Here is a 23,054-nt window from a genome sequence, read left to right as displayed (position 1 = left end):
AGTACTCTTTTTCTTTGGTGTTCCCATAATTAAATCTAATGCTTTTTGATGAAAACACTCCTTATGATTTTAAAATAACGTGTCCACTTTTTGCTGACGATTTACAGTTTACGCAAGCAACCCATTGCAAAAGGTAGGTTCGCCATCACACTATCAAAATTTGCAAGATCGTGAGACAGATGAATTGATCCTAGTGAATTTGACGTCGCCATACCAACAACAGATACAGGAATTGATCCAGTTGGTACTGAAAGAGGGAAAATTTACGTTTGACCGCAAAGTATCTATGGAGAAGCTGATTGAGCATGCGCAGGGCCTCTCCTACTACAGTATACAGAAGACACTGATCAACGCTGTAAAGCGCAGCCTCTTTGCTATGAAAGATACACGGACGCTGAAGCCCAAGATCAATACGCAAATATGGCAAGATCTGTTGATACAGGAAAAAGAAGCCTTAGCGATTAAATAAGCCAAGGCTTTTTTCATTATGAGTCGGCTTCGAGATCTTGGTCGAGATCGGATATATTATTGTTAATCACTTGGATGGCTAAAACGTCCTATAAGATTGTAGTTCAGGTTGTAAATTAAAACAGGCACTTCCTTTATCAGAAAGCGCCTGTGCTATATATTATTTTTATGGCTAAAAAAACTATTTCAGTTTTTCGATTTCTTTTGCACTAAGCTTTGTAAACTTGACAATCTGCTCTATCGGGAGACCGTCTTTTTTCATTTCACGAGCGATATCAAGAGCCTTATTGTGCTCCCCCTCTTTACGCCCTTTTAGCAAGCCTTGCTGTCTCTCCTGTTTCTTTACTATTTCTATAACGCTCATACATTGAGAAAATCTACCTTCTTCTTTTTAGGTCAGAACGGATTTTCTTAACCAAGCCGAGAGAAACCACTGCTAATGATGCAATCTTTGCATCATCGAAGTCGGTCTGTCTAATTAGATTTTCAACAAATTCATAACTTTTTTGCTGTGCACCTTGCTGTCTCTCCTGTTTCTTTACTATTTCTATAACACCCATATCGATTGTACCTCCTGTCAATTGAATGATCTCTTGATCAAATTTACTATTTATTTTCGGATTATTAATATACAAAAAATTTTTGAGAAAAATAAGGAAATTCGTGATGCGATCTTTATCGTAATTATGCCCGATCAATGTTTTCGCCATACTCAGCCTATCATCACCCAATTCCTCGTCTGGCACCTTGCCCTCCAGCAATGCTTTTTGGCATGCTAGGACGATAAAAGCAAAGATATTGTCCATAGCCAACAATTCGTCTTCACTATGATCAAAGATGTGATATGTCCGGTAGTGGAAACGGATCGACGTGTCCAATACCTCGAGGTTATACTCGCAGGGTTTGGGTTGGTTTCGATTACCTGTATAGACGGCAATAGTCGCTACAGATATATCGTATCTGTCCCAAATTCGATAGTTATACTGATAGACGCGTTTTGCAAATTCTGCATCGCGCCCACCCTCGATCTCTGTATTGAGCAGGATATATTGTTCTGTACCGTCTTTTAGAAAGACCTTTGCCAAGAGGTCGGCTACACGATTGCCTTTCTTCCGCTCTCTGTCAGGCACGATCGCCAGCAGCTCTTTGTCCATAAACTGTATGCTCTTGGAGAAATCAAATATATGGTCGGCGTTGGGATAGAGAAATCTTAGAAAGTCAGCAAAATTTTCTTCAAACGCTCCTTTGAGCAATTCATCGTTTTGCTTGGGTGGTTTTGATAGTTTCTTATTGGTCATAATAAATATGGGAGCATGTTATAATTGTTATTGGCTCAAATATAGCATTTTATGATCAAAAAGCGAACATGTTCGTATGTTGCACATGTAAAGTAAGTGCTGTATATAGACACTTTCATTCAGTTGCTTCTTCCTAGGGGTATAAGAGCTATAGTTCTCTCTCCCATTCTTCCAACTCTACATGAAAATTCTTCTGGAAATGGGAAAGCTCTTCGATTAGATATTTCTCTACGTGTTGCTGAATTTCATCAAAATTATAGTTATCAAACGCATAAGATTGAACCAAGGTACTTTCATCATCATCACGTTCGTCAATTGAAAGCATCCTGCTCTCATTTTTAACAAATAAGTCAAATGAATTACCTGAGGTAGACATTGCAAAAAAAAGGTACCGTGCGCGGTAAAATGCTTCCTGGCCTTCTCTCGATATGGCATCTACGCCGAAGAACGCAAAGGCCGGTACCTTTTCCCGATCATGGAGGTAAAATATATTGCTTTTGCCGTGACTTTCTAACACAATATGTATATAGGGTGTAGAAAACAGGGATTTTACCTCATCGAAAAGGGTCTTAAGGTCCTTTAATATGGTTTCATTGAATTAGAAAATCAGCTAGGCTGGTTGTATTGAAGGAGATACTTTTGAAAAAATTAAACATCATTTAAAATCAAGGGCTGAATTTACTTTGCTATCGCAATATTTTCAAATTATCGATTCGCTTAAAATGCTTTTTATTCAATGTCACTATAGGGAGGTCATGCACAAGACATGTGGCTGCTATAAAAATATCACGAAACTCAATCATCTGGTTACGTTTACGCAATACGTGGTATATTTCTGCTGCTTTTTGGGCAACCTGATCAGTAAATGGCAAGGTTATGAAACTCTCGGTAATAGTCTCAACGTCTTTCACTTTCTCCAGTGTTGTAGCTCCCATATGAAGTTCATATAACGTCACTGAAGACAAATAGATATCCGTACCATCCGCTATTTTATAAAGGGTGGTCGACAACTTGTCCTTTGCTCTTAGATGTTCAATAAAAATACCTGTATCAGCTACCATTGAGGAGGTGTAAGTTTGTCAAATACTTGCTTGTTTTCTTCAAAAACCTCAAGATCTTTATCTGACCATACGGAAATATTGGCCAACTTTGCCCTAACATCCGATACACTTTCCTTCTTACTAGCAGATTGAAACACAACCCCAAGCTCTTTGAGAAGCTGCTTCACCAAAGCACTTTTTGTTTCTGGAATATTAATAGTCAACTTTTCCATATTACTAATTTACGAATATTTTGTGATAATTCTCTTGCTCTGAATACTATGATATGATTTTTCATTAATAATGACAAAAGTGGGAAAGTTAACCGAAATAATCAATCTCTATCTGTAGTGCTTCCAGATCGACAGATCGTATCTGCGAAACATGTATAATAGACACTTTCATTCAAATGCTTCTTCCTAGGAGTATGAGAGCTACAGTTCTCTCTCCCATTCTTCCAACTCTACGTGAAAATTCTTCTGAAAATAGGAAAGCTCTTCGATTAGATATTTCTCTACGTGTTGCTGAATTTCATCAAAATTATAGTTATCAAACGCATAAGATTGAACCAAGGTACTTTCATCATCATCACGTTCGTTAATTGAAAGCATCCTGCTCTCATTTTTAACAAATAAGTCAAATGAATTTCCTGAGGTAGCCATCGCAAAAAAAAGGTATCGTGCGCGATAAAATGCTTCCTGGCCTTCTCTCGATATGGCATCTACGCCGAAGAACGCAAAGGGCGGTACCTTTTCCCGATCATGGAGGTAAAATATATTGCTTTGGTCGTGACTTTCTAACACAATATGTATATAGGGCGTAGAAAACAGGGATTTTACTTCATCGAAAAGGATCTTAAGGTCCTTTAATATGGTTTCATTGAATTTGTTCTGCAAATGTTGCTTCCTCTCTTCTTTTTCTTCTTCTTTGCGTTTCTCCTCCCTATCCTTTTGTAGGATATCATTACGTTCTTTCTCGCATTTAGCGTGAAATAATTGAACTTTTTCTAAAATAGTCTTTTTCAAAGATGGTGTACTCATGGGATTATATTTAAATATAGGTTAATTAAATTGATTTAGGAAATCTTTTCTTAGCGCGCATCCATTTTTTCAAACTGTTCCGCCGGTACTTCTGCGCATTTACCGGAGATGATATCCAACAGCATATGATCATTTTTTGCCGTAGGTGTAGCCGGTAATGTATTTAATTCGATTTTCATGTTTGATCTAGTTGGTTAAAAAGGGTGTCCGGATCACCCTTGATTTGGGATTAACTTGATTTAAAAATAATAAAGATTATATTTTTCCTTGCTGGCAGACAGTAGTGCAAGACCTTCGTTTGCATCGAGTACATTCTAGGCTACCGCTGCTATGTTTTGGATTTCATGAATAAATTGTTCCATGTTCAATTTATGTTTTGGTTTATAAAAAGCACCTATCGATCCTGGATAGATTGCTGTGTGATCACGCAGCAAATATGCTGTATATGGATAGAGAATTCCAAAAAAAATGTTGAACAGTAGAAAAACAGCAGTTTCGTCCCCGCGGGAAAAGGCTGAACGGAAGAAAAGTGGCGGTTTGGGCGGAAGTTTTACTTATCGAATTCGAAAAACCTGTTACTATAGTATCGGAAGAACGGATACAGAATCGCGTGCTTGATCAGGTTGAGTCCGAGCATGACCTGTGGAGGAGCTAACGTTCGCTCTTTGGGTTATCTAGATATTCTATCTTTTGTCGCTTATGAAGGTAGTGTTCATGTATACTACTGATCAATCTTTGCAAAAATTCTGTAACACTTCTTCTCGAGTAGCGGCGAAATAGTTGTATCCGATTTTATTCGTTTCATAAATAAACTCGTTTAAGCTGTTACTTTGGTATTTCGAAAATGCTCCAATGATAGCAACCGGCATGCGGTACTGAGCAAACTTTTGAAGAATATCTCCAGCGATTTTTGTCTTCAGGTCAAAAAACGAGGGAGTTATATTCCTCTCATGTAAAATAACTTTATCAAAACCCTGGTAGTAAATGTTTCCTAACAAATCCAAAGCAGTTTCTGTATCATGAATAATGATTTCATCTGAAATAATTTCCGCTACTTGTATATTGTTTATCTGGTGTTTTACAATCTTCATGATTCGATTAAAATGTTGTGGGGTATTAGCATTATTACTTCTCAAATTTACTATTTATTTCGGGATTATGAATGTACATTGGCATTAAAGGCCTGAACGATTTCTGTAAATTTTCGTTTTAGAGCGATATGCTCATCCGCTATTGGCTTTGGTATCGGTACGCGTGCCGAGCTTCTGTCAAATTTCAGGACTGGGAAGCAAGTGGAAATCAGTAAAAAAAACGCTAAATATTACCGGACTGCAAAACGATAGATCCTCGCGAAATGTCAATTCGTAAAAAAGGTTGTGAATATAGATTTACAGCATTACGATTGGACAGATGAGGTGAAAAATATCAAGTGTCCGATATTTATGGCCATCGGTGATGCCGACGGCGTACGGTATGAGCATGCATTGGAATTGTTTCGCACCAAAGGTGGTGGAAAACAAGGGGATTACCACTCATATCGGTATGATGCAACAGACGGAACACACCATTGCTAGGTTTTTTCCATGGCGAACTGTGTAATTTGCTTTTGTAAGTTTTCCTGTATTGCTTTCAATTGCATTTCACCAAATTCGGCGATAAGCAATTCGTCGATTGATTTAGATTTTATACTGGATAAAATATACTGATGTTTTTGTTCGGTATCACTAAGGATGTTGATAACGACTTGCTTATCTCTGTAATCTATGTCATGGTACATTAAAAGAGTTGGTTTATACAGTAATTCGTAAAGATGGAACAATACTTTTTCTCCTTCAGGAGTGAGACTTACCAGCTTTGCTCTCTTATCATCAGGATCGGGGCGTTCAGATATATATCCTTGTTTTTTTAACCGGTTAAGCGTATCAATTCCAGTGTTCCCTAATTTCCTTCCCGGATAGCATTGGCTTCAATATTTTTGAAATACATTATCAGTATCTTCGAGGTTAATGCCCCTAAGATAAAAAAACATATGCTTTATATCCTGTCCTATCCTGCAGTGAATTTATCGATACTATGGGAAGGCTTAATGCTTACAGACCATTTTTGACATCGGTCCGAAACGGAATAGCGGGTAATCCATTTTCATTAATCAAATTAGCGACTGGTGCACCTTAAAAGCATATCGTACATTTACCGGACGATCTACATGAGGACTAGAAAGCACGACCGTTTCGCCATCGATTACGGCATGAGCTGGAAAAAGCAGTCCACTCTTATCGGAAATTTCAAAACCCGTTAGTATACGTCCTGTTGATAGTTTCAAGCCTTTTGCGTGATCAAACCAAATACGGACTACTCCTCCCGATTCGTAGGTAACCTGCATGTTTGCGACTTTTTTACAGGGTTCTTAGAATGTTGCCTAACTAGCGTCATGTAGAATTAACGATTTATAAACCCATCCGTAATATTGGATGCTTATGTTTATGGAGTTAAAATCCGTTAAGTGAAAAAGCTGATATTAAAGAGCATTCTGATTTTTAATCTTGGTCAGGTTCCCCGTAACTACGTAGGAAGTTGGAGTTTCCCTATTTGTTTGCTCAGTCGGCATATCGACACGGGACGATCAGGGGAAAACATTGAAGGAGCTTAAAAATATAACTGTTTTTAAAAAAGTCGAATTAATGTAGATTTTGAACAATATGTCACTAGACCATAAACATTTTCTGAAAGAGATATTTCGTGAGCAAAACTTTAAAAGCGACGAGATTGATCTGATACTGGAACAGTATAAAAAGGGTAGAATTTGCTAAGAATGATCTTCTGCTAAAACAAGGAATATGATTTACTTGCATATGCTAAAAAATAGCCCGCAACGAAATCATACGTTTGAAGAACGATTTAATTTTTAATAATGGATTGTCTGATTCAATATCCGGTCGCCGAATGGGTAAAGATTACCTTCTTATTAACTATACCAGTCCCGATAGTATTGGCAGTTTTACTGGCAAGGTCTGCATTTTCCGGCAACAGTTCCACAAAGGCTGCATATACGATTGGCACCTTCTTTTTTTATATTTACTCTATGTCTTCATCATGGGGATGGCAGGCCAGTTCAAAAAGGTTCTATTTCCACCCAGGGTATTGCTGCTCACTACCTTTCCCTTCGCTTTCTTTCTGTTTCTGTATGTTTATGCTTTTGTTTAGGTTTGAATCAGACTTTAATGATGTACAATCAATTTGTAGGTATAGAGGTGCACATTGAAAAACCGTTTAAGGCCAATCCGAAATTCGAATATACGATTAAAAGTGTTGGGGTAAAACGGAAGTTATACAGCGGTTTTTATTGCAATCTGGATTGATTGATGCATTCTTCATGTGGCTTTTCGGTGTAAAGAAAGAAATGTCGGCCACCAATAGACAGGGATTGGAACTGTTGAAGAAAGCTTGCGAAAACTAACTCAGTGAGCACAGGGATACGTCCTTTCCCATTGTCGAAAAGGACGTATCCCTGTGCTCGCTTTTTTTATAATGCGTAGAATACTAGACTTATCAAGGGTATGCGCACGTTTATGCTGTTGACTTCGACATGTAATATACTTTTTTTAACCACAGGCTCGCCCTTACCAGTAGTATCAGTACAGGTACTTCTACAAGTGGGCCGATAACACCCACAAATGCCTGCGGAGAGTGAATGCCGAATACCGCAATGGATACAGCGATCGCTAATTCAAAATTGTTCCCTGTGGCGGTAAATGCAATTGATGCGTTTTTGTCGTAGGGAACATCTAAAGATTTGTTGATAAAGAAACTCACGAAAAACATTAGCACGAAGTAAATGATTAATGGCACAGCTACCTTTACAACATCCATTGGCAATTCCAATATTTTATCACCTTTCAGACTGAACATCAATACGATGGTAAACAGCAACGCATATAAGGTAATCGACGATATTTTGGGCACAAATTTACGGTTATACCATGCTATACCTTTTGACTTTACAAGTGCATAACGGCTGATAAAACCTGCGAAAAAAGGAATACCCAAATAAATCAATACGCTTTCGGTTACATCTTTCATGGATACCCTTACATTGAAATTGGCTAAGCCTAATTTGTTCGGCAATACGTTGACGAACAGCCAGACAAAGAAGCTGTAGCTTATTATCTGAAAGATACTGTTCAGTGCCACCAATAATGCCGTATATTCCCTGTTCCCTTTTGCCAGGTCGCTCCATACGATGACCATTGCGATACATCTTGCCAAGCCGATAAGTATCAGACCTGTCATATAATCGGGTTCGTTCCGTAGGAACAGAACGGCTAAACCGAACATCAATACCGTACCGATAGCCCAATTCAGCAATAAGGATATGCCGATTACTTTCGTGTCTTTGAACGCTCTGGGCAACAGCGAATAATCAACCTTAGCCAACGGTGGATACATCATCAATATTAGACCTATCGCCAAAGGGATATTGGTCGTGCCTAAGGATAGGGCATCGGTAGCATTGGAAATGCTCGGAAAGAAATGCCCTACCCCTATACCTGTCGCCATAGCAAGGAATATCCATAGGGTAAGGTAACGGTCAAGAAATTTTAGTTTCGGTTGCATCGGCTAACTTTTAATCATTGAAAAAACATAGAACATCTCCTGCGCTATCTGTAAACTACGTTCGGCATATACCTGTGCCTGTTCGGGTGAGCCGTCCGACATCTTGGGGTCTTCAAATGTAATGGGTATTCGTTTTTCCGCACCTGCGATGAAAGGGCATCCGCCGTCTGCCTGAGAACAGGTCATAATGGCGACAAATGCTGATGCAGGATTGAAAGAACTATCGTATTTTTTGGAAAATCCGATAATGGGCAACGCATTATCGCTGTATTTTATGGCATATACAGGGTTATCGGTTTCCGCAATCTTGAAAATATTAAATCCTTGATTGATCAACGTTTCCGCTACTTTCGGGAATAGTGCCGTTTCTTCCGTACCGCCCGAATAGCAGAGCACATTCGGGATATTGTAGTATGCACTTGCCACCTGCGCCCATACCTGCGCTAAATGGCTCCTACGTGAATTATGGGTACAGATAAAATTGAGGTTTATATACGCTCCACTGTTTGCTTTTCGCTGTACAAAGTCTATCAGCGGTTGCAGTATCGTTTTGCGTTCCTCACTTACGGTCTGAACGTCTATAGTCCCTTTTATGGTTTCAGCTAAATTCTTATACATGACGGTTCGTCTTTCGTGTTTAGCAACATCCCGAATCAGGTGTACAGCAAGTGCTGTTCAACTCCGATAATTTTACTTTCTGTTTTTCCGCAGGGATACCGCAGGCATCGTTTGCCAAGCATGCCGTCTGTTTGTTCTTTAGGATGAAATACTTTCCGTCAAAACCCAAGTTAAACTTGCCGATCGTTTCTCCTTGATATTCTACTTCGATTTCGGCATCCTCAATACCTAATTTTTCTTCGGATAGCTTGATAATGTTTAATAGCTTGGTAGGCTTTAACCTGTGTTCATAGTCGCCCGCATCCCATAATTGGAAGTTTACTGTTTTCTCTGTACGGACTATACCGCCGCAATCAATAAAATGTTTGGTAATCTGTCCTACTTCCGTAACATGGAAATGTTCGGGAACAGATGTTCCGTTCTCTAACTTAAATTTTACATTGTCCAATGTTGGCAGGATTTCTCTGATTTTTGATAGTTTCATAAAAGTAAGATTTGAAAGTTAATATTAAATGATATATTGCAATATTACGATGATAAGGGTTAATAAAATATTATGAACAGCAACTGGTTGCTTTTACCTCTTGATTGAAGAATGCATTAAATTCTTCTTGGATTTGTTTCCATCGTTTTTCGTCAATACAATAGCAGATGGATTTCCCCTCGATTGTTCCTTGAATGATACCTATACTTTTTAACTCTTTTAAGTGTTGTGAAATGGTGGCCTGTGCTAATCCCAATTCATCAACCAGATCATTACAGATACAGGCTTCCTGATTGATGATATATTGTAGAATGGCAACCCTTGCAGGATGCCCTAGGACTTTAAACAAAGAAGCCAGTTTGTTCTGTTCGTCCGTAAATATTTCTGATTTTGTAAGTCCCATTATTACATGTTTTGATCGCAATATTACGATAATATTTTTGAATATCAAAATGAAATCCATCCGGAAAGAGTAAGATTAGATATGGAGAAAGAATTTTTCTTGCCATAAGATAATCTGACCAAAAGAAAGTTGTGATAACTTTATGATATATACTTGAACGAATGGAATGATGAAAAGGGAAAACTATTTATCGACGGAGGAAATCCGCTAAAAGAAATCCCGCTTGATGCATACAGAAATAAGATGGCAACACCCAAAACATTGCGCACTTGCAAACAAGGACATCAATATTACAAAAGCAGCGATTGCCCAACCTGCCCCATTTGTGAAAAAATAAAGGCGCCAGCTTCAGGTTTTCTTAGCTTATTAAGCAGCCCCGCAAGAAATGCTTTGCTTCATTACGGCATTGATACCATTGAGAAGTTGGCGGAACATACCGAAAAAGAGATCCTTGCATTGCACGGCATCGGAAAGGCTTCTCTACCCCCTTTAAAAAAAACGTTGGAAGAAGCGGGGCTAAATTTTAAAATCAACTGAAATCATTACGGGGTGGTATAGAATCAGCTATTGGAAAAAAATCTGTCTATCAATTTCACCACTTCGTCAAAATTTGTTTCTAACAGCATATGTCCACCCTCTAATATGTGAATTTGAGCCCGTTCTAAATCTCTTTTATAGCAATTCGCTTCCGCCACATCAAAATACACATCATACTTGCCCCAAATTATAAGAGCAGGCGGCTGATATTTGCGGAAATATTCTTGAATAGCAGGAAACAGCTCAAAGTTGGTTGGATACGTACAGTTAAGTTTAAACTGCATGTCTAGGTTTGCTGGCCTGCTAAGTCGTTCCCAATCAATGATCCAATTCTCGGGGCTGATGTTTTGCTTAAGATTTTCTGGAACGCCTGCGAAATACTGCTCTTTCGTTCCTTCAGCACTTAGGAAGGCATATACTTTTTTCTTTTTTTGTTCGGTAGGATTTTCCCAATAGTCTTTAGTTTCATCCCAATTAGGCCCGTGTCCTTCAAAATAGTTATTCCCATTCTGTACAATAATTGAATCAATTTTATCGGGATTTTTTATACAAAGCCGCATACCGATATAACTTCCATAATCGTGGAAGTAGATGGAAAAAGCATCTAGCATAATCGCTTTCGTGAATTCATCGATGTACAAAGCGATATTTTCAAATGAGTAATCAAACTCCTCTACCGATGGAAAATCGCTGAAGCCAAAACCTGGGTAGTCTGGTGCAATAAAGTGAAACTTATCAGAAAGCGCTGTCATTAAATTTTTAAACATTAATGACGAGGTCGGAAAGCCATGTAACAAAAGAATTGTTGGATTTTTTGGGTCGCCTGCTTCTCTGTAGAAAATCTTTATGCCATTTACGTGAACTGTCCTATTAACTATTTGTCTCTTCATGGTTATCTTATAAACGTGATTAATCCACATCTACCTCGATAAAATTAAATAAATTATAATGACATTAGGATGTCACTGGAAAAAATTAAAATACGCAATTTTGCCTAACAGTGTTAAATGATTTTATAGAATTAAAACATGGGAAGCAAAGAGCGCATTCAACGCCTTAAAGACGAAAACCGGAATTCCATTCTGGAAGCGTCCCTTCAGATTGTCAAGGAAGAAGGGTGGCAGGCGCTGAGCATGCGTAAAATCGCCGATATTATCGAATACACAGCTCCCATGATTTACGAATATTTTGCCAACAAAGAAGCTATCTTGAATGAGCTGTCGAAACAAGGGCACCTTTTGTTAGCGAAACGGGTCAAACAGGCTCAAGCTAAAGAAAGCATGTTAGAAAAGCAACTTGAGGCTATGTGGTTTAGCTATTGGGATTTTGCTTTCGAAGAACGTGAGCTCTACCAACTCATGTTTGGCATTGGAACAGCTTGTTGCGGAGCGGAGAAAAATGAGAGCGGCCGACCGTCTTTTGGTGAACTCATTGCCGATGTAATCCGAGAGATTATGGCCGAGCAGCAGCCATCCGAAGACTTAATTTGTCGAAAATACTTCACCTATTGGTCTGTTATCCACGGTCTCATCTCCATAAACTTGGTAGATAAAGGAAATGGAGAGATTACCAATCAACAGGTGCTTAAAGATGCCATTTATGGGATCACACGTTCGCTAAACGACTAATTTTTTTCGCAAAAAAGATACAACGTTAGGTTATTTAACACTGTAAAATATCAACTTTAAAATTAAAAACAACCTTTACAAATGAAAACGCAACAATCCACTAATTTACTGCATCTTCAGGCTCTATTATTTAACACTGTTAAATCACTTAATCACGTAAGGACATTCTTTATTATAGGGATGATACCTTTTCTTTACAGCTGTACGACGGGTACCGGCAAACCCGCTGCGTCCACGCCACCCGCATTACCTGTCGTTACGTTAGCCAGTGATGATCAGATCATCTACCAAGACTATCCGGCGTCTATCGAAGGAGCTTCTACGATTGAGGTGCGCCCGCAAGTAGAAGGTGTCCTCGACCGGATTTATGTTGACGAAGGGGCTAGAGTGCAGAAAGGGCAGCTATTGTTTAAGATCAATGACCGGCCATACCAAGAACAACTCAATCAAGCAAGGGCTAATTTACAAGCGGCTGAAGCCGCTGTAGAAAATACGGCGTTGGAAGTTGAAAAAAAGACCCGTCTTGTCGCAAACAAGGTCTTAACCGATTTCCAGTTGAAAGCCGCGGTCAGCGCTCACCATGCAGCGAAAGCGAGTGTACAACAAGCAAAATCCGCGGTGGAAGCGGCAAAAATCAATGTTGGCTACACAGAGATCAGAGCCTCCACTGCAGGGTTTATAGGACGTTTGCTAAAAAAACAGGGAAGTCTGGTCAGTCCATTAGACAGCGAACCACTCACACAATTATCTGATGTAGAAACATTACATGTATACTTTTCGCTCGGCGAAAACGATTTTATCGCCTTTAAACGTGATACAAAGGGAGAGACGTTGGAACAAAAAGTACAACATGTACCTCCCGTGACCCTACTGTTATCTGATCGAAGTATTTACGAGCATACTGGAAAAATAGACATGGTCGATGGACAATTCGATAAGCATACTGGGGCAATTACGCTTCGAGCTACTTTTCCAAATCCTGAGGGCGTTCTACGGAACGGAAACACCGGAAGAATTCGCTTGGAAAAACGTTACCAAGACGTCATACTTGTTCCTCAATTGGCAACGATAGAAATTCAGGATAAGATTTTTGTATATACGGTAACAAGCAACAACAAGGTTAGTCAGCAGCCTATTACGGTTGTGGGCAAGAGTAACGAAAACTACCTCGTAGAAAAAGGGATAAAGCCGGGAGATCGTATCGTATATAAAGGGATAGATCTTTTACAGGAGGGGCAGACAATCACGCCTCAAACAATAGCTACAGAAAACATTCACAAATCTCATTAATTCCAGCGCAACATGTTCAAAAAATTTATAGAACGCCCCGTCCTCGCCACGGTTATATCGATATTACTTGTCATTCTAGGAATTATCGGTATCCTGAAACTTCCGTTACAGCAGTTTCCGGATATTGCACCACCAGCAGTTCAGGTTGTAGCGCTATATCCAGGTGCCAATGCCGAAACGGTGTTACGTGCAGTAGCTCCCTCGCTAGAAGAATCCATCAATGGTGTTGAAAACATGAGTTATATGAGTTCAACCGCCAGTAACGATGGATCCCTGATGATTACGGTATATTTCAAGCTTGGCACCGATCCTGATCAAGCGGCTGTTAACGTACAGAACCGTGTGTCCCAAGCTACGAGCCAGCTTCCTACGGAAGTTGTTCAAGCAGGTATCACGACTGCGAAACAGCAAAATAGCTTGATCATGGTGTTGGATCTGTATACGGAAGATGACGCAAAATACGATCAAACGTTTATTACAAACTACGCCCAAATCAATATCATTCCAGAACTTAAACGGATTCCTGGAGTGGGACAAGCAATTGCCTTCGGCGGAAGTAAGGACTATTCGATGCGTGTTTGGTTGGATCCAAATCAGATGGCGACTTACAAGCTAACACCCGCGGAGGTAATGGCTGCTATTCAGGATAAAAATATGGAAGCTGCTCCCGGTAAGTTTGGCGAAAACAGCAAAGAAGCATTTGAATTTGTCATTAAATATAAGGGAAAACTCAACCAACCTACGGATTACGAGAACATCATTATCCGTTCCAACACGGACGGATCTGTATTGCGACTGAAAGACGTGGCTCGTGTCGAGCTGGGGTCTTATACATACGCCAGTCATACACGTATTGATGGTAAAGCTGGTCTGAATATCGGTATTATGCAATTAGCAGGTTCCAACGCCAATGAAATCCAGATCGCCATACAGGAATTTATGGACAAAGCGTCTCTCCATTTTCCAAAGGGTGTAAAACACCTTGTGCTCTATAACACCAAAGATGCGCTTGATCAATCTATTGATCAGGTAAAGCACACTTTGATAGAAGCATTCATTTTAGTCTTTCTTGTCGTTTTCTTGTTCTTACAAGATTTCCGGTCTACGTTGATACCGGCAATAGCTGTTCCGGTAGCCATTATAGGTACGTTCTTTTTCATGCAGCTTTTTGGTTTTTCGATAAATCTACTCACATTGTTTGCGCTTGTGTTGGCCATCGGGATAGTGGTAGATGATGCCATCGTCGTCGTGGAAGCTGTACACAGCAAAATGGAGCATACACACTTGCCTCCCAAGTTAGCAACCACATCCGCAATGGGGGAAATAACAGGAGCTATTATATCGATTACGCTGGTGATGTCGGCCGTTTTCCTCCCCATTGGCTTTATGGAAGGATCCACGGGCGTATTCTACCGACAATTTGCTTTTACATTGGCGATAGCTATTGTTATCTCTGCCGTCAATGCATTGACGTTAAGTCCCGCACTTTGCGCGCTGTTTCTGAAACCTGTCCATCATAGCCCCGCAAACGGTAAACGGCTCGGTTTTAAGGAAAAGTTCTTCGCTGGTTTTAATGTTGGTTTCGAAAAGCTAACTCGAAATTATGTGGGAAGCCTGCGCTTTTTGATTCGTCGCAAATGGGTGGGCCTTTCTGGACTCGCGATATTAATCCTTGTGACTGTTTTCATGGTACAGCGAACACCGACAGGTTTTATTCCTTCGGAAGATCAAGGCTTTATCGCGATCTCCTTGTCAATGCCTGCCGGAGCATCGTTAGATCGGACATCCCAAGCCTTAAAAGAAGCAGAGCAGCAGCTGCAACACGCCTCCTTCACCAAAACACTCAACGTGATGGCCGGATTTAACATCTTGACACAATCCACAAGTCCTTCAGCTGGCGTCGCTTTTATCTTGCTTAAGCCACATGAGGAGCGTGGCGAAGTTAAAGATATCGATGCTATCATGGCGGACGTTAACCAAAAACTATCCAGCATCAAGGGTGCCAATTTCTTTGTATTCACCTTCCCTACCGTGCCAGGATTCAGTAATGTTGACGGTTTGGATATGGTTTTACAGGACCGTACCGGTGGCGAGCTCGGGGAGTTTAGCGATATAGGACAAGGATTCATCGAGCAATTGATGCAGCGTCCCGAAATTGCGATGGCCTTTACAACTTTTAAGGCAGATTATCCACAGTACGAACTGCAGGTTGACGATATAAAGGCTGAACAACTAGGCGTCCGGACGAGGGATATCCTCCACACCATGCAAGCCTATTTCGGTAGCGCGCAGGCCTCCGATTTTAACCGCTTCGGTAAATATTACCGCGTCATGGTACAAGCTGATTTCACAAACCGTACAGAACCTTCCGCGATGGATGGTATATATGTTAAAAATCAAAACGGCGATATGGTGCCCATTACGACCCTAGTTCAATTGCAACGTGTATACGGTCCAGAAACGGCGTCCCGGTATAATCTTTTTAATTCTATCGGTATCAACGCTATACCGAACCCCGGTTATAGCTCTGGCGACGCCATAAGAGCCGTAGAGGAAGTTGCCCGTCAGCATTTACCTACTGGCTTCACTTATGAATTTTCAGGGATGACCAAAGAGGAATTGGTTTCTGGAGGCCAATCGACGATCATTTTTATCTTATGCCTTGTATTTGTTTACTTCTTACTCGCTGCGCAATACGAAAGTTACATTATCCCATTGGCGGTAATTTTATCTATTCCTACCGGCGTATTCGGTGTATTCGCAGCTATCGGACTAACGGGCATATCCAATAATATATACGTACAGGTAGCCCTCGTTATGCTGATCGGGTTATTGGCAAAAAACGCCATTCTTATCGTCGAATTTGCTCTTCAGGGAAGGAAGCGGGGACAGTCTATTACCAGGGCCGCCCTAGAAGCGGCTAAACTACGCCTCCGCCCTATCATTATGACATCGCTTGCTTTCATCGTAGGTATGATTCCCATGATGAGTGCCGTAGGCCCTTCTGCGCAAGGAAACCATGCAATCAGTATAGCGGCTGCGGGAGGTATGCTTTCTGGTGTCGTATTAGGGCTCTTGGTTATTCCGATTTTATTTGTCGTATTCCAATATCTTCAGGAGCGCGTCAGCGGATCCAGAGTCAACGAACAGGTGTTACCTTCTCATCACCAAGAACTTGTTTTTGTAGACAGGACATCCATACATTCTTAATTTTAAAATTATACAGATGAAAATAAAAAGTAGTTTTCTCTTTTCCTTGGCCATTTCTGCTTCTTTGTGGGCATGCCAAACCAAGAAGCTAAGCAATGACATCACACTAGCTCCTCCTACGTCCTTCCGTAGCGAGCAAGCAGTATATGCTGATAGCAGTATCGGTAATGTTCCTTGGTGGGAATTTTTTCAAGACCCTGTGTTACAGCAATTGATCGATACCGCGCTGCAGCAGAACGTGGATATGCAACTTGCGCTCAAGAATATCGAATCGGCGCAATTAATGTTCACCCAAGCTAAAGCAGGAAATCTACCCAGCTTGCAACTACAGGTACAGGCCAATAGCACCAATCCCTCTAACAATAGTCTAAACGGATTGAGTTTAGGTCAATTTTTAGGTCAGAACCATCTCGAAGATTATACTGCTGGTTTAGGTCTATCCTGGGAAGCTGATATTTGGGGCAAGATTAAGGGGAAAAAGGCAGCTGCATTGGCGTCGTATTTAGAGACCGAAGAGGCTCGAAAAGCGATTCAAACACGGCTAGTTAATCAGGTGGCCAAAGGCTACTACCAACTGTTGATGCTCTATCGCCTCCAAGAAATCGCGCAGCAGAATTTACGGTTGAGCGATAGTACCCTTCAAGTGGTTCAGCACCAATATGAAGTAGGCGATATCAATTTATTGGCTTTGGAGCAAGTTGCCGCGCAACGGCAGGCGGCAGCTGCATTAATCCCCGATTTTCAGCAGCAGATCTTACTTCAGGAGAATGCTTTGCACGTTCTTAGCGGAGACTTTCCAAAAGAAATACATACTGCGGCGACGCTAGATGCTGTCAACCTCCCCACGGATTTGGCTGTAGGTGTACCCGCCGAATTATTGAGTAAGCGCCCTGATGTTAAACAAGCCGAATTATCGGTAACGGCCTCGCAAGCTTATCATCAAGTAGCTAAAGCCCAGATGTATCCTTCCCTATCTATCACGGCGCAAGCCGGTGTTAATGCGTTTAAAGCCAGCAATTGGTTTAATATCCCTGCATCCCTTTTTGGGGCTGTGGCTGGTAGTATAACGCAACCTATTCTTCAACGAAAAGAATTAAAGACCCAGTACGAGGTTGCACGCGTTGAATACGAAAAAAGTGTGGTTAGGTTTCGGCAATCCGTCGTTAATGCAGTAGGTGAAGTATCAGACGCGTTGATCTCCATACAAAAGCTAAAAGAGCGGCAGGAGATTGTACAGGACAAAACAAATCGGTTAAAAACAGCTGTTAAGCACGCTGATTTACTTTACGAAACCGGTAGCGCCACCTATTTGGAAGTTATCACCGCGCAAAGCAATGCCTTACAAAGTGAATTGGAATTAATACAGATCCGTAAGGCTGAGCTTGTCGCTGTGGTGGATCTATATCGGGCGCTGGGTGGAGGCTGGTCGAATTAGAAGTGGCCTGGGGGCCGGGTGCCAATATGCCAGATCAGTTCATGTAATGTCACGGTTAAAATTAATATGGTTTAATGTTCAAAATGATTAGATTTGCGCACAAATATATTTTATGGCTGAATCAACCTGAAATAGCTGTGATAAACAGCTACCCTAATAAATAATTGATGACCTATACATGAAAAAACGGGTTTTATTTTTAATTCTATTAGTATTTACGCTCAAGGCAATCGCTGGCGATGGACGGAAGCAAGAGGTTGACTCCATCTTGAGTAAAGCAAAAGAATTCGAGACTAAAGGTGAATTTTTGCTGCAGCTGGAAACTGCTTTGAACGCCCTGACTCTATCCAATGTGCATAACTATGATGAAGGAAAAGCAAGAGCTCATTTTTCGGGAGCTAATGCGCTTGTAAATGTTGGGGTCTTCAAAGAGGGCCTTAAACATCTCGAACGTGTTGAGCACACGAAATATTATAAGGAAAAGATCCTTATGCAGTCCGAAGTCCATCGGGTGCGAGGAAGGGCCTACACAAAACTTAGGTTATATCAGCAAGCCATTCGGGAGTTTCGTTTGCAGCTAACCTGTATAAAGGGTTTGGAAGGGGATGCGCAGAAAATATCCTATGTGTATACCTACGGAAATTTAACTACTGTTTTTGATCAAACGGAGCAACTTGATTCCATGCAGAAATATATAGAGCTTCAATTGACGGTTTTGCGGGATTTTGATGAAGAGAGTGCCGCTGCGATGTATCTAGGGGCTTACAATGACCTAGGGCAGCTATATGTTAGGAAGGGCAATTTTGTGAAAGCAGAAGACTACCTCGATAAATCCCTTGCCCTTGTGGAGAAATATAAAATTCCTGAATTTTATAATACATTAACCTATCTGGGCAATTTGCAGGACAGGAAAGGAAATCGCGAAAAAGCACTGGCTTTTTATCAAGAGAGCTTAGCGAATATGAGGGAAGTCGGTAATAGAAACGCAATTAAGAACACCTATAGGTATTTGGCAGATTATTATGTCGATAACAAGTTAGATAAGTCCAAAGCTGACGAGTACGAGCTGGCATTTAGCCGGCTCAACGATTCTTTGGAAAAGGAAAATAGGCAGGTCGTCGATATGGTGCTTAACCAGATTTTGAAATCAAAAGATCAGGAATCTGCTACGAAGGTTTCAAAATCAATTAGGATTTCAATAATTGCCCTGGCTTTGCTTTTTGTGGTGATCACATTTTTTGTATGGCGCTCTAGACGCCACCGTAGGATTCTGGATCAAAAAGATGAGACTCTACAGGAAACAGAAACCATCAACAGGGAGCTGACAGAGCAGATTGGAGAAAACAAGTTTAATAATTTGATTGAGCTGGCTAAAAGCAATAATCCGGAGTTTCTGACCTTATTTAAAGAATTGTATCCGCAGTTTATACAAGCGTTGAAATCACGTGATCCAAATATTAGAAGTACCGAGCTTGAGTTTTGTGCCATGGCCTTTCTCAACTTTTCGACAAAAAATATTGCGGAGTATACTTTTGTTACAGTCAGGGCTGTACAGGTCAGAAAGAACAGGATACGGAAAAAATTTGAGATCCCATCGGACGCAGATTTCAATAACTGGATGCGTGGGTTGGTGGATACAGCAAAATAAGCTATTAAACCCATAGTTACGGGGGCAAATTCCGGTTTCTTTTTTGAAATAAAGCTACCTAAGGATAGCTGTATTGTTGTAAAGTGATTCTCGTACTATCGCACTGATAACAGCGTATACGATGAGAACGGTAAGATTTGCATCAACATGAGCCTTGACGATTAGTACTTTGGTTGACCTCTAGATAAACCTTTACCCATAACAAAAGTCATACTTTGAAAAAGAAATATGGTATGATTTTAGTTTGGTCTACCAGAAAGGACAACAGATGACAAAAAAAATTATAATAGCTATGGTGCTGTTCGCTGTGTCGGTTTGCTACGTACAGCCCGTTCTCGCACAGCGTGGTGAAGGGAATAAGAAATATTGGGAAAAGCGAAGGGAGGCTGAGAAGAAACGGAACGAGTATTACCGCGAACGGGATAAGAAACGCGAGGAGTATGCCCGGGAAAGATATAAAAAGGCGGGAGAATACCACCGGGAACGGGACAAAAAGGAAGCCGAGTATTATCGGGAAGCTGCCAAAAGAGACCGGGAATACAGAAAAGAAAGGCGCAAGCATAGCCTCCCGAGATGGGCAAGATCGCACAGGTACGATGCCCGTCACCATGTGTATTTTCGAGATTACAGGACTTTTTACGACCCTTACAGGGGAGGTTATGTGTATCTTGACGGTAGGAACTGGACGTTCTCGTCAGGCATTCCATCCTTTCTGATCAATGTGGATTTGGGTAGGGCAAATATCAGGGTGGTCAGGGACATCCCTATCGAAAGACATCCCGAAGATTTCTACGATGATTACGACGAAGACTACTGGGATGATTAGAATTGGCGCATATCTGTGGTGAATAATTAGTATACTGATGTCGCGGGGGCTTTGATGTAAATATTTGTTTCATCGGGCCGACCGATATTTGTCCACTTGAATGGCTATTAACTTAGGCAAATAACTAGGTGTACAATTTTTAGCAACTATTTCGTCTTTATACAACCCGGTACGTTCTCCGAGTGCAATGCATCTTGAACGATATTTTTCTTCAAAAATTCCGATCTGGGCCGCGGTGAAATTCATTGCCCATTGGACTTCCGGCACTTCTTTTTCAATGTTTGTTTCGATTTTGGAAAGCAATTCTTCCGTGTTTGGCGAGGGTGTTTGCCCAACCCAACGTAAACGCGCTTGATAGTACCAAAAAACTCGTCTTTGTAGGGCTGACTGGCTGTTTTCCCAAGTTTCCATTAATGAGATCGTCCTTTTGTCTTTGGAAAGTTGGTTGGCCATTAACCAGTCAATTAATTGGAGTTTTTCATCGCCATTATGCTGCCTAATGTCGTTGTCTAAACTGTAGATGAGTTCTTGGGAAAGTTGCCTTTTGTCCATGATTAAAATGGCAAGCTGTCGAGGTAAAAATTGACCTGTTGACCAAAGTTCTAAAGCCAGTTCGTGATCTTTTTTGATCTCACTCGCAATTTTTCGTAGGTCTCCCAGCTTAGTTTCCGTATTAATCTGAGCCAGGATGTTTCCTGCTTTGGAAGAGTGTTTCATATCAATCGTTGTTTTTTAGTCTCCAATAGACATATATTGTTCCAATGTTTATAAAAGCAAGCAACCACAGTAGAGGGAATGAATAGAAACTCTGGTAACTACCGCCTCTGGGTATTTCTATAAGTGGTACGGTAACCAAGGCGTCTAGAATTAAAGCGGTTAGGGCCATAATGACACCTACTTTCATTCCGTTTTCTTCATTACCGTTCCTGTAAAAAATGGATGCTCCAAATATTGCATATGGCACAATTAATATACCAACAACTAACATCTGCAGGTTTAAAGAATCTTTAATTGCAGGGACAAATTCTAAAACTGCAAATGTTAAGAATATAAATGCCCAAACCATGGCACCTATTGAAATTGCTCTAAAATGTTTCATTTTTCAGTCATTGATTGATGATAGCACTAATATACAAGGACTTACTCATTTCTATTTGTCTTAGAAGAATTATGATTTGTTCAAAAAGAACTGTTGTTTGATTTCATTTGGCCGGACACCAAATTTCTGCCGGAATGCATTGGAGAATGAACTTAGGCTATCGTATCCAACATGCCAAGCCACCTCTTGTACGTTTTCACCGGTGTTACTTAACATTTCATAGGCTCGGTTGAGGCGTTCTTCTTGTAGAAATTTAAAAACAGGGATACCAAAAAGTTCTTTGAAATTCTTCTTGAGTTTACTGTTATTAAGTCCAATAAGTTTGGATAGTTCGCTCAATGAAGGAGGACTGGAAATATTACTTTCCATAATCTCTTTAGCTTTGAAAAGCTTTCCTTTATCTTCATTAGAAATACTTTCTTTCTTATCAGAGGCAAGAAATGCAAAAAAATGAGAAAGCAATTCATTTACCTGACTCTTTAAAAACATTTGTCTGGTGTTTCCTTTGTAGGTAGTGGTCATAATTTTATGAACGGCATTTTGCATATAGGGCGTCATGTAAAATCTTGGGCCTTCGACAAAGTCTGCGATAGGGTTCAATAATTCGGGCAAAAAATCGCTAAAAATCTCTTGCTCTTCTTGTGGTAAAATATGTAGGTTATTTAGTTTTGAAAAAATACTGACAGATTGTAGTGGTCTGTTAGGTCCAATTTTATGAGAAAACTCTACCTTACTGTTGCCGAAAAAAGAAATAGCAATACCTTTTGTGTTCGTAACTATTTTTGTTTGGTTTTGATGTTTAATTTCCAATTTTACTTCACCAGAACCATAAAAAGCAAAGCCTACTGCATCTCCATCAATGGCACAAGTTTGTACAATCGGCTGATCAGCGTTGGATTGCTCAATTAAAACTATGAAGTTGTTAACTTCTACAATATCTGTTGTCATTTGAAGATCCTTGTTAAATTAAGCCTCCTCTGGCTTACGGAGTTTTGTGAAGCGGGTGTGCTTACATGTTGTCAAGTTCTTCTTTAGTGTAGCCTCCCGAACAATCCATACAGGCGTTAGCATATGCGTCGTATTCATTGTAGGCCGCACCGACTTTTCCGAAAAGTGTTATGATACGATCTATTCTTACTCGAAGTCCATTGTCCATTAAGATGAATACTCCTTCACTTTTTTTTTCCTTTATTTCAACGATTCTTCCTCTTGCTTCTTCCAGTTTGTTGTTTTCGTCAAAATAGAACACTTTTCCACTATTTTTTTTATCGATCTGCTCTTCGATAATTTCACGGTATTCCCATGCTACGGGAAGATAGGAATTTTTGTTGTTTGTAGCTTTGTTAGTCATCACATCTAAATTTCAGCCAGTACGTTTATACAAAGGTACATAAAAAAGTATGCCCTATAGCTTAC

General features: G+C 40.4%; 29 protein-coding genes and 1 pseudogene. 10 read left to right on the top strand and 20 right to left on the bottom strand.

Going from position 1 to position 23,054, the window contains the following annotated elements:
- Positions 1 to 124: 124 nt before the first annotated feature.
- On the top strand, positions 125 to 469 hold the full coding sequence (locus G5B43_RS16350) for a hypothetical protein (RefSeq protein WP_165295869.1): 345 nt from the start codon (positions 125 to 127) through the stop codon (positions 467 to 469).
- A 180-nt stretch (positions 470 to 649) separates the two neighbouring features.
- Here G5B43_RS16350 and G5B43_RS16345 read toward each other — a convergent pair whose 3' ends face one another.
- The 7 genes from G5B43_RS16345 to G5B43_RS19560 form a co-directional block, all read right to left on the bottom strand.
- Complete coding sequence (locus tag G5B43_RS16345) at positions 650 to 832, bottom strand: hypothetical protein (protein WP_165295868.1); 183 nt, start codon at positions 830 to 832, stop codon at positions 650 to 652.
- A 13-nt stretch (positions 833 to 845) separates the two neighbouring features.
- Positions 846 to 1,766: a hypothetical protein gene (locus G5B43_RS16340; protein ID WP_165295867.1), complete on the bottom strand. Its 921-nt coding sequence runs from the start codon at positions 1,764 to 1,766 to the stop codon at positions 846 to 848.
- Between the two features lie 148 nt (positions 1,767 to 1,914).
- A complete protein-coding gene (locus G5B43_RS16335; protein ID WP_165295866.1) occupies positions 1,915 to 2,283 on the bottom strand; it encodes a hypothetical protein in 369 nt (122 codons plus the stop codon).
- Positions 2,284 to 2,452: 169 nt separating this feature from the next.
- Positions 2,453 to 2,827 carry a type II toxin-antitoxin system VapC family toxin gene (locus tag G5B43_RS16330; RefSeq protein WP_165295865.1) on the bottom strand — a complete coding sequence of 125 codons (375 nt, stop codon included), beginning with the start codon at positions 2,825 to 2,827 and terminating at the stop codon, positions 2,453 to 2,455.
- A complete protein-coding gene (locus tag G5B43_RS16325; protein WP_165295864.1) occupies positions 2,821 to 3,039 on the bottom strand; it encodes a hypothetical protein in 219 nt (72 codons plus the stop codon). The genes G5B43_RS16330 and G5B43_RS16325 overlap by 7 nt, the downstream gene beginning before the upstream one ends.
- 201 nt (positions 3,040 to 3,240) lie before the next feature.
- Positions 3,241 to 3,846 (bottom strand): hypothetical protein, encoded by a 606-nt coding sequence (locus G5B43_RS16320; protein WP_165295863.1) that lies wholly within the window; start codon positions 3,844 to 3,846, stop codon positions 3,241 to 3,243.
- 50 nt (positions 3,847 to 3,896) lie between these two features.
- A complete protein-coding gene (locus G5B43_RS19560) occupies positions 3,897 to 4,025 on the bottom strand; it encodes a hypothetical protein (RefSeq protein WP_262887187.1) in 129 nt (42 codons plus the stop codon).
- Positions 4,026 to 4,314: 289 nt separating this feature from the next.
- Between G5B43_RS19560 and G5B43_RS16315 the strand changes: the two genes are divergently transcribed.
- Positions 4,315 to 4,464: a hypothetical protein gene (locus G5B43_RS16315; protein WP_165295862.1), complete on the top strand. Its 150-nt coding sequence runs from the start codon at positions 4,315 to 4,317 to the stop codon at positions 4,462 to 4,464.
- A gap of 110 nt (positions 4,465 to 4,574) precedes the next feature.
- On the opposite strand, the gene G5B43_RS16310 is transcribed toward G5B43_RS16315, so the two are convergent.
- Entirely contained in the window at positions 4,575 to 4,937 is a 363-nt protein-coding gene (locus G5B43_RS16310) for a DUF4180 domain-containing protein (RefSeq protein WP_165295861.1), read from the bottom strand.
- Positions 4,938 to 5,222: 285 nt separating this feature from the next.
- Here G5B43_RS16310 and G5B43_RS16305 point away from each other — a divergent pair, with 285 nt between their 5' ends.
- Positions 5,223 to 5,420 (top strand): hypothetical protein, encoded by a 198-nt coding sequence (locus tag G5B43_RS16305; protein WP_206367396.1) that lies wholly within the window; start codon positions 5,223 to 5,225, stop codon positions 5,418 to 5,420.
- On the opposite strand, the gene G5B43_RS19440 is transcribed toward G5B43_RS16305, so the two are convergent.
- From G5B43_RS19440 to G5B43_RS16275, 7 genes and pseudogenes are all read right to left on the bottom strand, one after another.
- Positions 5,417 to 5,623, bottom strand: coding sequence for a hypothetical protein (locus G5B43_RS19440; RefSeq protein WP_240904895.1), 207 nt, complete (start codon positions 5,621 to 5,623; stop codon positions 5,417 to 5,419). The genes G5B43_RS16305 and G5B43_RS19440 overlap by 4 nt on opposite strands.
- 63 nt (positions 5,624 to 5,686) lie before the next feature.
- Positions 5,687 to 5,773 (bottom strand): annotated as a pseudogene (locus G5B43_RS19705) (hypothetical protein); the annotation flags it as partial.
- Between the two features lie 222 nt (positions 5,774 to 5,995).
- Entirely contained in the window at positions 5,996 to 6,229 is a 234-nt protein-coding gene (locus tag G5B43_RS16295) for a hypothetical protein (RefSeq protein ID WP_165295860.1), read from the bottom strand.
- Between the two features lie 1,184 nt (positions 6,230 to 7,413).
- On the bottom strand, positions 7,414 to 8,460 hold the full coding sequence (gene arsB, locus G5B43_RS16290; RefSeq protein ID WP_165295859.1) for an ACR3 family arsenite efflux transporter: 1,047 nt from the start codon (positions 8,458 to 8,460) through the stop codon (positions 7,414 to 7,416).
- 3 nt (positions 8,461 to 8,463) lie between these two features.
- Entirely contained in the window at positions 8,464 to 9,078 is a 615-nt protein-coding gene (locus G5B43_RS16285; RefSeq protein ID WP_165295858.1) for a low molecular weight phosphatase family protein, read from the bottom strand.
- A 19-nt stretch (positions 9,079 to 9,097) separates the two neighbouring features.
- The gene (locus tag G5B43_RS16280) at positions 9,098 to 9,562 is read right to left on the bottom strand and encodes a DUF6428 family protein (protein WP_165295857.1); all 465 of its coding nucleotides are present in this window, start codon (positions 9,560 to 9,562) and stop codon (positions 9,098 to 9,100) included.
- A 70-nt stretch (positions 9,563 to 9,632) separates the two neighbouring features.
- Positions 9,633 to 9,965: an ArsR/SmtB family transcription factor gene (locus G5B43_RS16275; RefSeq protein WP_165295856.1), complete on the bottom strand. Its 333-nt coding sequence runs from the start codon at positions 9,963 to 9,965 to the stop codon at positions 9,633 to 9,635.
- 243 nt (positions 9,966 to 10,208) lie between these two features.
- On the opposite strand from G5B43_RS16275, the gene G5B43_RS16270 reads away from it, so the two are divergent.
- On the top strand, positions 10,209 to 10,502 hold the full coding sequence (locus G5B43_RS16270) for an RNA polymerase alpha subunit C-terminal domain-containing protein (protein WP_165295882.1): 294 nt from the start codon (positions 10,209 to 10,211) through the stop codon (positions 10,500 to 10,502).
- A gap of 23 nt (positions 10,503 to 10,525) precedes the next feature.
- On the opposite strand, the gene G5B43_RS16265 is transcribed toward G5B43_RS16270, so the two are convergent.
- Complete coding sequence (locus G5B43_RS16265) at positions 10,526 to 11,392, bottom strand: alpha/beta fold hydrolase (protein ID WP_165295855.1); 867 nt, start codon at positions 11,390 to 11,392, stop codon at positions 10,526 to 10,528.
- A 138-nt stretch (positions 11,393 to 11,530) separates the two neighbouring features.
- Here G5B43_RS16265 and G5B43_RS16260 point away from each other — a divergent pair, with 138 nt between their 5' ends.
- The 6 genes from G5B43_RS16260 to G5B43_RS16235 all read left to right on the top strand — a co-directional run bounded on the left by G5B43_RS16260 (position 11,531) and on the right by G5B43_RS16235 (position 20,539).
- Positions 11,531 to 12,130, top strand: coding sequence for a TetR/AcrR family transcriptional regulator (locus G5B43_RS16260; RefSeq protein ID WP_165295854.1), 600 nt, complete (start codon positions 11,531 to 11,533; stop codon positions 12,128 to 12,130).
- An 81-nt stretch (positions 12,131 to 12,211) separates the two neighbouring features.
- On the top strand, positions 12,212 to 13,420 hold the full coding sequence (locus G5B43_RS16255) for an efflux RND transporter periplasmic adaptor subunit (protein WP_165295853.1): 1,209 nt from the start codon (positions 12,212 to 12,214) through the stop codon (positions 13,418 to 13,420).
- Between the two features lie 12 nt (positions 13,421 to 13,432).
- Entirely contained in the window at positions 13,433 to 16,630 is a 3,198-nt protein-coding gene (locus tag G5B43_RS16250; protein ID WP_165295852.1) for an efflux RND transporter permease subunit, read from the top strand.
- Positions 16,631 to 16,646: 16 nt separating this feature from the next.
- The gene (locus tag G5B43_RS16245) at positions 16,647 to 18,065 is read left to right on the top strand and encodes an efflux transporter outer membrane subunit (RefSeq protein WP_165295851.1); all 1,419 of its coding nucleotides are present in this window, start codon (positions 16,647 to 16,649) and stop codon (positions 18,063 to 18,065) included.
- Between the two features lie 178 nt (positions 18,066 to 18,243).
- Positions 18,244 to 19,713, top strand: a complete 1,470-nt coding sequence (locus G5B43_RS16240) for a tetratricopeptide repeat protein (RefSeq protein WP_165295850.1) — start codon at positions 18,244 to 18,246, stop codon at positions 19,711 to 19,713.
- Between the two features lie 268 nt (positions 19,714 to 19,981).
- The gene (locus G5B43_RS16235) at positions 19,982 to 20,539 is read left to right on the top strand and encodes a hypothetical protein (protein ID WP_165295849.1); all 558 of its coding nucleotides are present in this window, start codon (positions 19,982 to 19,984) and stop codon (positions 20,537 to 20,539) included.
- Between the two features lie 69 nt (positions 20,540 to 20,608).
- On the opposite strand, the gene G5B43_RS16230 is transcribed toward G5B43_RS16235, so the two are convergent.
- The 4 genes from G5B43_RS16230 to G5B43_RS16215 all read right to left on the bottom strand — a co-directional run bounded on the left by G5B43_RS16230 (position 20,609) and on the right by G5B43_RS16215 (position 22,989).
- Positions 20,609 to 21,256, bottom strand: a complete 648-nt coding sequence (locus G5B43_RS16230) for a DNA alkylation repair protein (RefSeq protein ID WP_165295848.1) — start codon at positions 21,254 to 21,256, stop codon at positions 20,609 to 20,611.
- Position 21,257: 1 nt separating this feature from the next.
- The gene (locus G5B43_RS16225; protein ID WP_165295847.1) at positions 21,258 to 21,638 is read right to left on the bottom strand and encodes a DUF5367 family protein; all 381 of its coding nucleotides are present in this window, start codon (positions 21,636 to 21,638) and stop codon (positions 21,258 to 21,260) included.
- A gap of 69 nt (positions 21,639 to 21,707) precedes the next feature.
- On the bottom strand, positions 21,708 to 22,586 hold the full coding sequence (locus G5B43_RS16220; protein WP_165295846.1) for a helix-turn-helix domain-containing protein: 879 nt from the start codon (positions 22,584 to 22,586) through the stop codon (positions 21,708 to 21,710).
- Between the two features lie 61 nt (positions 22,587 to 22,647).
- Complete coding sequence (locus tag G5B43_RS16215; protein ID WP_165295845.1) at positions 22,648 to 22,989, bottom strand: hypothetical protein; 342 nt, start codon at positions 22,987 to 22,989, stop codon at positions 22,648 to 22,650.
- Positions 22,990 to 23,054 lie beyond the last annotated feature (65 nt).

It is taken from the genome of Sphingobacterium sp. SGR-19 (assembly GCF_011043555.1).
GTDB lineage: Bacteria > Bacteroidota > Bacteroidia > Sphingobacteriales > Sphingobacteriaceae > Sphingobacterium.
Note: the sequence above shows the minus strand (reverse complement) of the source record. Positions and strands in the feature narration are given on the sequence as shown.

What these genes read in the sequence shown, in the direction of transcription:
- G5B43_RS16245 (WP_165295851.1), top strand. Translation starts at nt 16,647, where the DNA reads ATGAAAATAAAAAGTAGTTTTCTCTTTTCCTTGGCCATTTCTGCTTCT.
- G5B43_RS16240 (WP_165295850.1), top strand. Translation starts at nt 18,244, where the DNA reads ATGAAAAAACGGGTTTTATTTTTAATTCTATTAGTATTTACGCTCAAG.
- G5B43_RS16225 (WP_165295847.1), bottom strand. Translation starts at nt 21,638, where the DNA reads ATGAAACATTTTAGAGCAATTTCAATAGGTGCCATGGTTTGGGCATTT.
- G5B43_RS16270 (WP_165295882.1), top strand. Translation starts at nt 10,209, where the DNA reads ATGGCAACACCCAAAACATTGCGCACTTGCAAACAAGGACATCAATAT.
- G5B43_RS16285 (WP_165295858.1), bottom strand. Translation starts at nt 9,078, where the DNA reads ATGTATAAGAATTTAGCTGAAACCATAAAAGGGACTATAGACGTTCAG.
- G5B43_RS16250 (WP_165295852.1), top strand. Translation starts at nt 13,433, where the DNA reads ATGTTCAAAAAATTTATAGAACGCCCCGTCCTCGCCACGGTTATATCG.
- G5B43_RS16255 (WP_165295853.1), top strand. Translation starts at nt 12,212, where the DNA reads ATGAAAACGCAACAATCCACTAATTTACTGCATCTTCAGGCTCTATTA.
- G5B43_RS16215 (WP_165295845.1), bottom strand. Translation starts at nt 22,989, where the DNA reads ATGACTAACAAAGCTACAAACAACAAAAATTCCTATCTTCCCGTAGCA.
- arsB (WP_165295859.1), bottom strand. Translation starts at nt 8,460, where the DNA reads ATGCAACCGAAACTAAAATTTCTTGACCGTTACCTTACCCTATGGATA.
- G5B43_RS16340 (WP_165295867.1), bottom strand. Translation starts at nt 1,766, where the DNA reads ATGACCAATAAGAAACTATCAAAACCACCCAAGCAAAACGATGAATTG.
- G5B43_RS19440 (WP_240904895.1), bottom strand. Translation starts at nt 5,623, where the DNA reads ATGTACCATGACATAGATTACAGAGATAAGCAAGTCGTTATCAACATC.
- G5B43_RS16295 (WP_165295860.1), bottom strand. Translation starts at nt 6,229, where the DNA reads ATGCAGGTTACCTACGAATCGGGAGGAGTAGTCCGTATTTGGTTTGAT.
- G5B43_RS16345 (WP_165295868.1), bottom strand. Translation starts at nt 832, where the DNA reads ATGAGCGTTATAGAAATAGTAAAGAAACAGGAGAGACAGCAAGGCTTG.
- G5B43_RS16315 (WP_165295862.1), top strand. Translation starts at nt 4,315, where the DNA reads ATGTTGAACAGTAGAAAAACAGCAGTTTCGTCCCCGCGGGAAAAGGCT.
- G5B43_RS16320 (WP_165295863.1), bottom strand. Translation starts at nt 3,846, where the DNA reads ATGAGTACACCATCTTTGAAAAAGACTATTTTAGAAAAAGTTCAATTA.
- G5B43_RS16235 (WP_165295849.1), top strand. Translation starts at nt 19,982, where the DNA reads ATGACAAAAAAAATTATAATAGCTATGGTGCTGTTCGCTGTGTCGGTT.
- G5B43_RS16260 (WP_165295854.1), top strand. Translation starts at nt 11,531, where the DNA reads ATGGGAAGCAAAGAGCGCATTCAACGCCTTAAAGACGAAAACCGGAAT.
- G5B43_RS16230 (WP_165295848.1), bottom strand. Translation starts at nt 21,256, where the DNA reads ATGAAACACTCTTCCAAAGCAGGAAACATCCTGGCTCAGATTAATACG.
- G5B43_RS16310 (WP_165295861.1), bottom strand. Translation starts at nt 4,937, where the DNA reads ATGAAGATTGTAAAACACCAGATAAACAATATACAAGTAGCGGAAATT.
- G5B43_RS16280 (WP_165295857.1), bottom strand. Translation starts at nt 9,562, where the DNA reads ATGAAACTATCAAAAATCAGAGAAATCCTGCCAACATTGGACAATGTA.
- G5B43_RS16275 (WP_165295856.1), bottom strand. Translation starts at nt 9,965, where the DNA reads ATGGGACTTACAAAATCAGAAATATTTACGGACGAACAGAACAAACTG.
- G5B43_RS16330 (WP_165295865.1), bottom strand. Translation starts at nt 2,827, where the DNA reads ATGGTAGCTGATACAGGTATTTTTATTGAACATCTAAGAGCAAAGGAC.
- G5B43_RS16265 (WP_165295855.1), bottom strand. Translation starts at nt 11,392, where the DNA reads ATGAAGAGACAAATAGTTAATAGGACAGTTCACGTAAATGGCATAAAG.
- G5B43_RS16325 (WP_165295864.1), bottom strand. Translation starts at nt 3,039, where the DNA reads ATGGAAAAGTTGACTATTAATATTCCAGAAACAAAAAGTGCTTTGGTG.
- G5B43_RS16220 (WP_165295846.1), bottom strand. Translation starts at nt 22,586, where the DNA reads ATGACAACAGATATTGTAGAAGTTAACAACTTCATAGTTTTAATTGAG.
- G5B43_RS19560 (WP_262887187.1), bottom strand. Translation starts at nt 4,025, where the DNA reads ATGAAAATCGAATTAAATACATTACCGGCTACACCTACGGCAAAAAAT.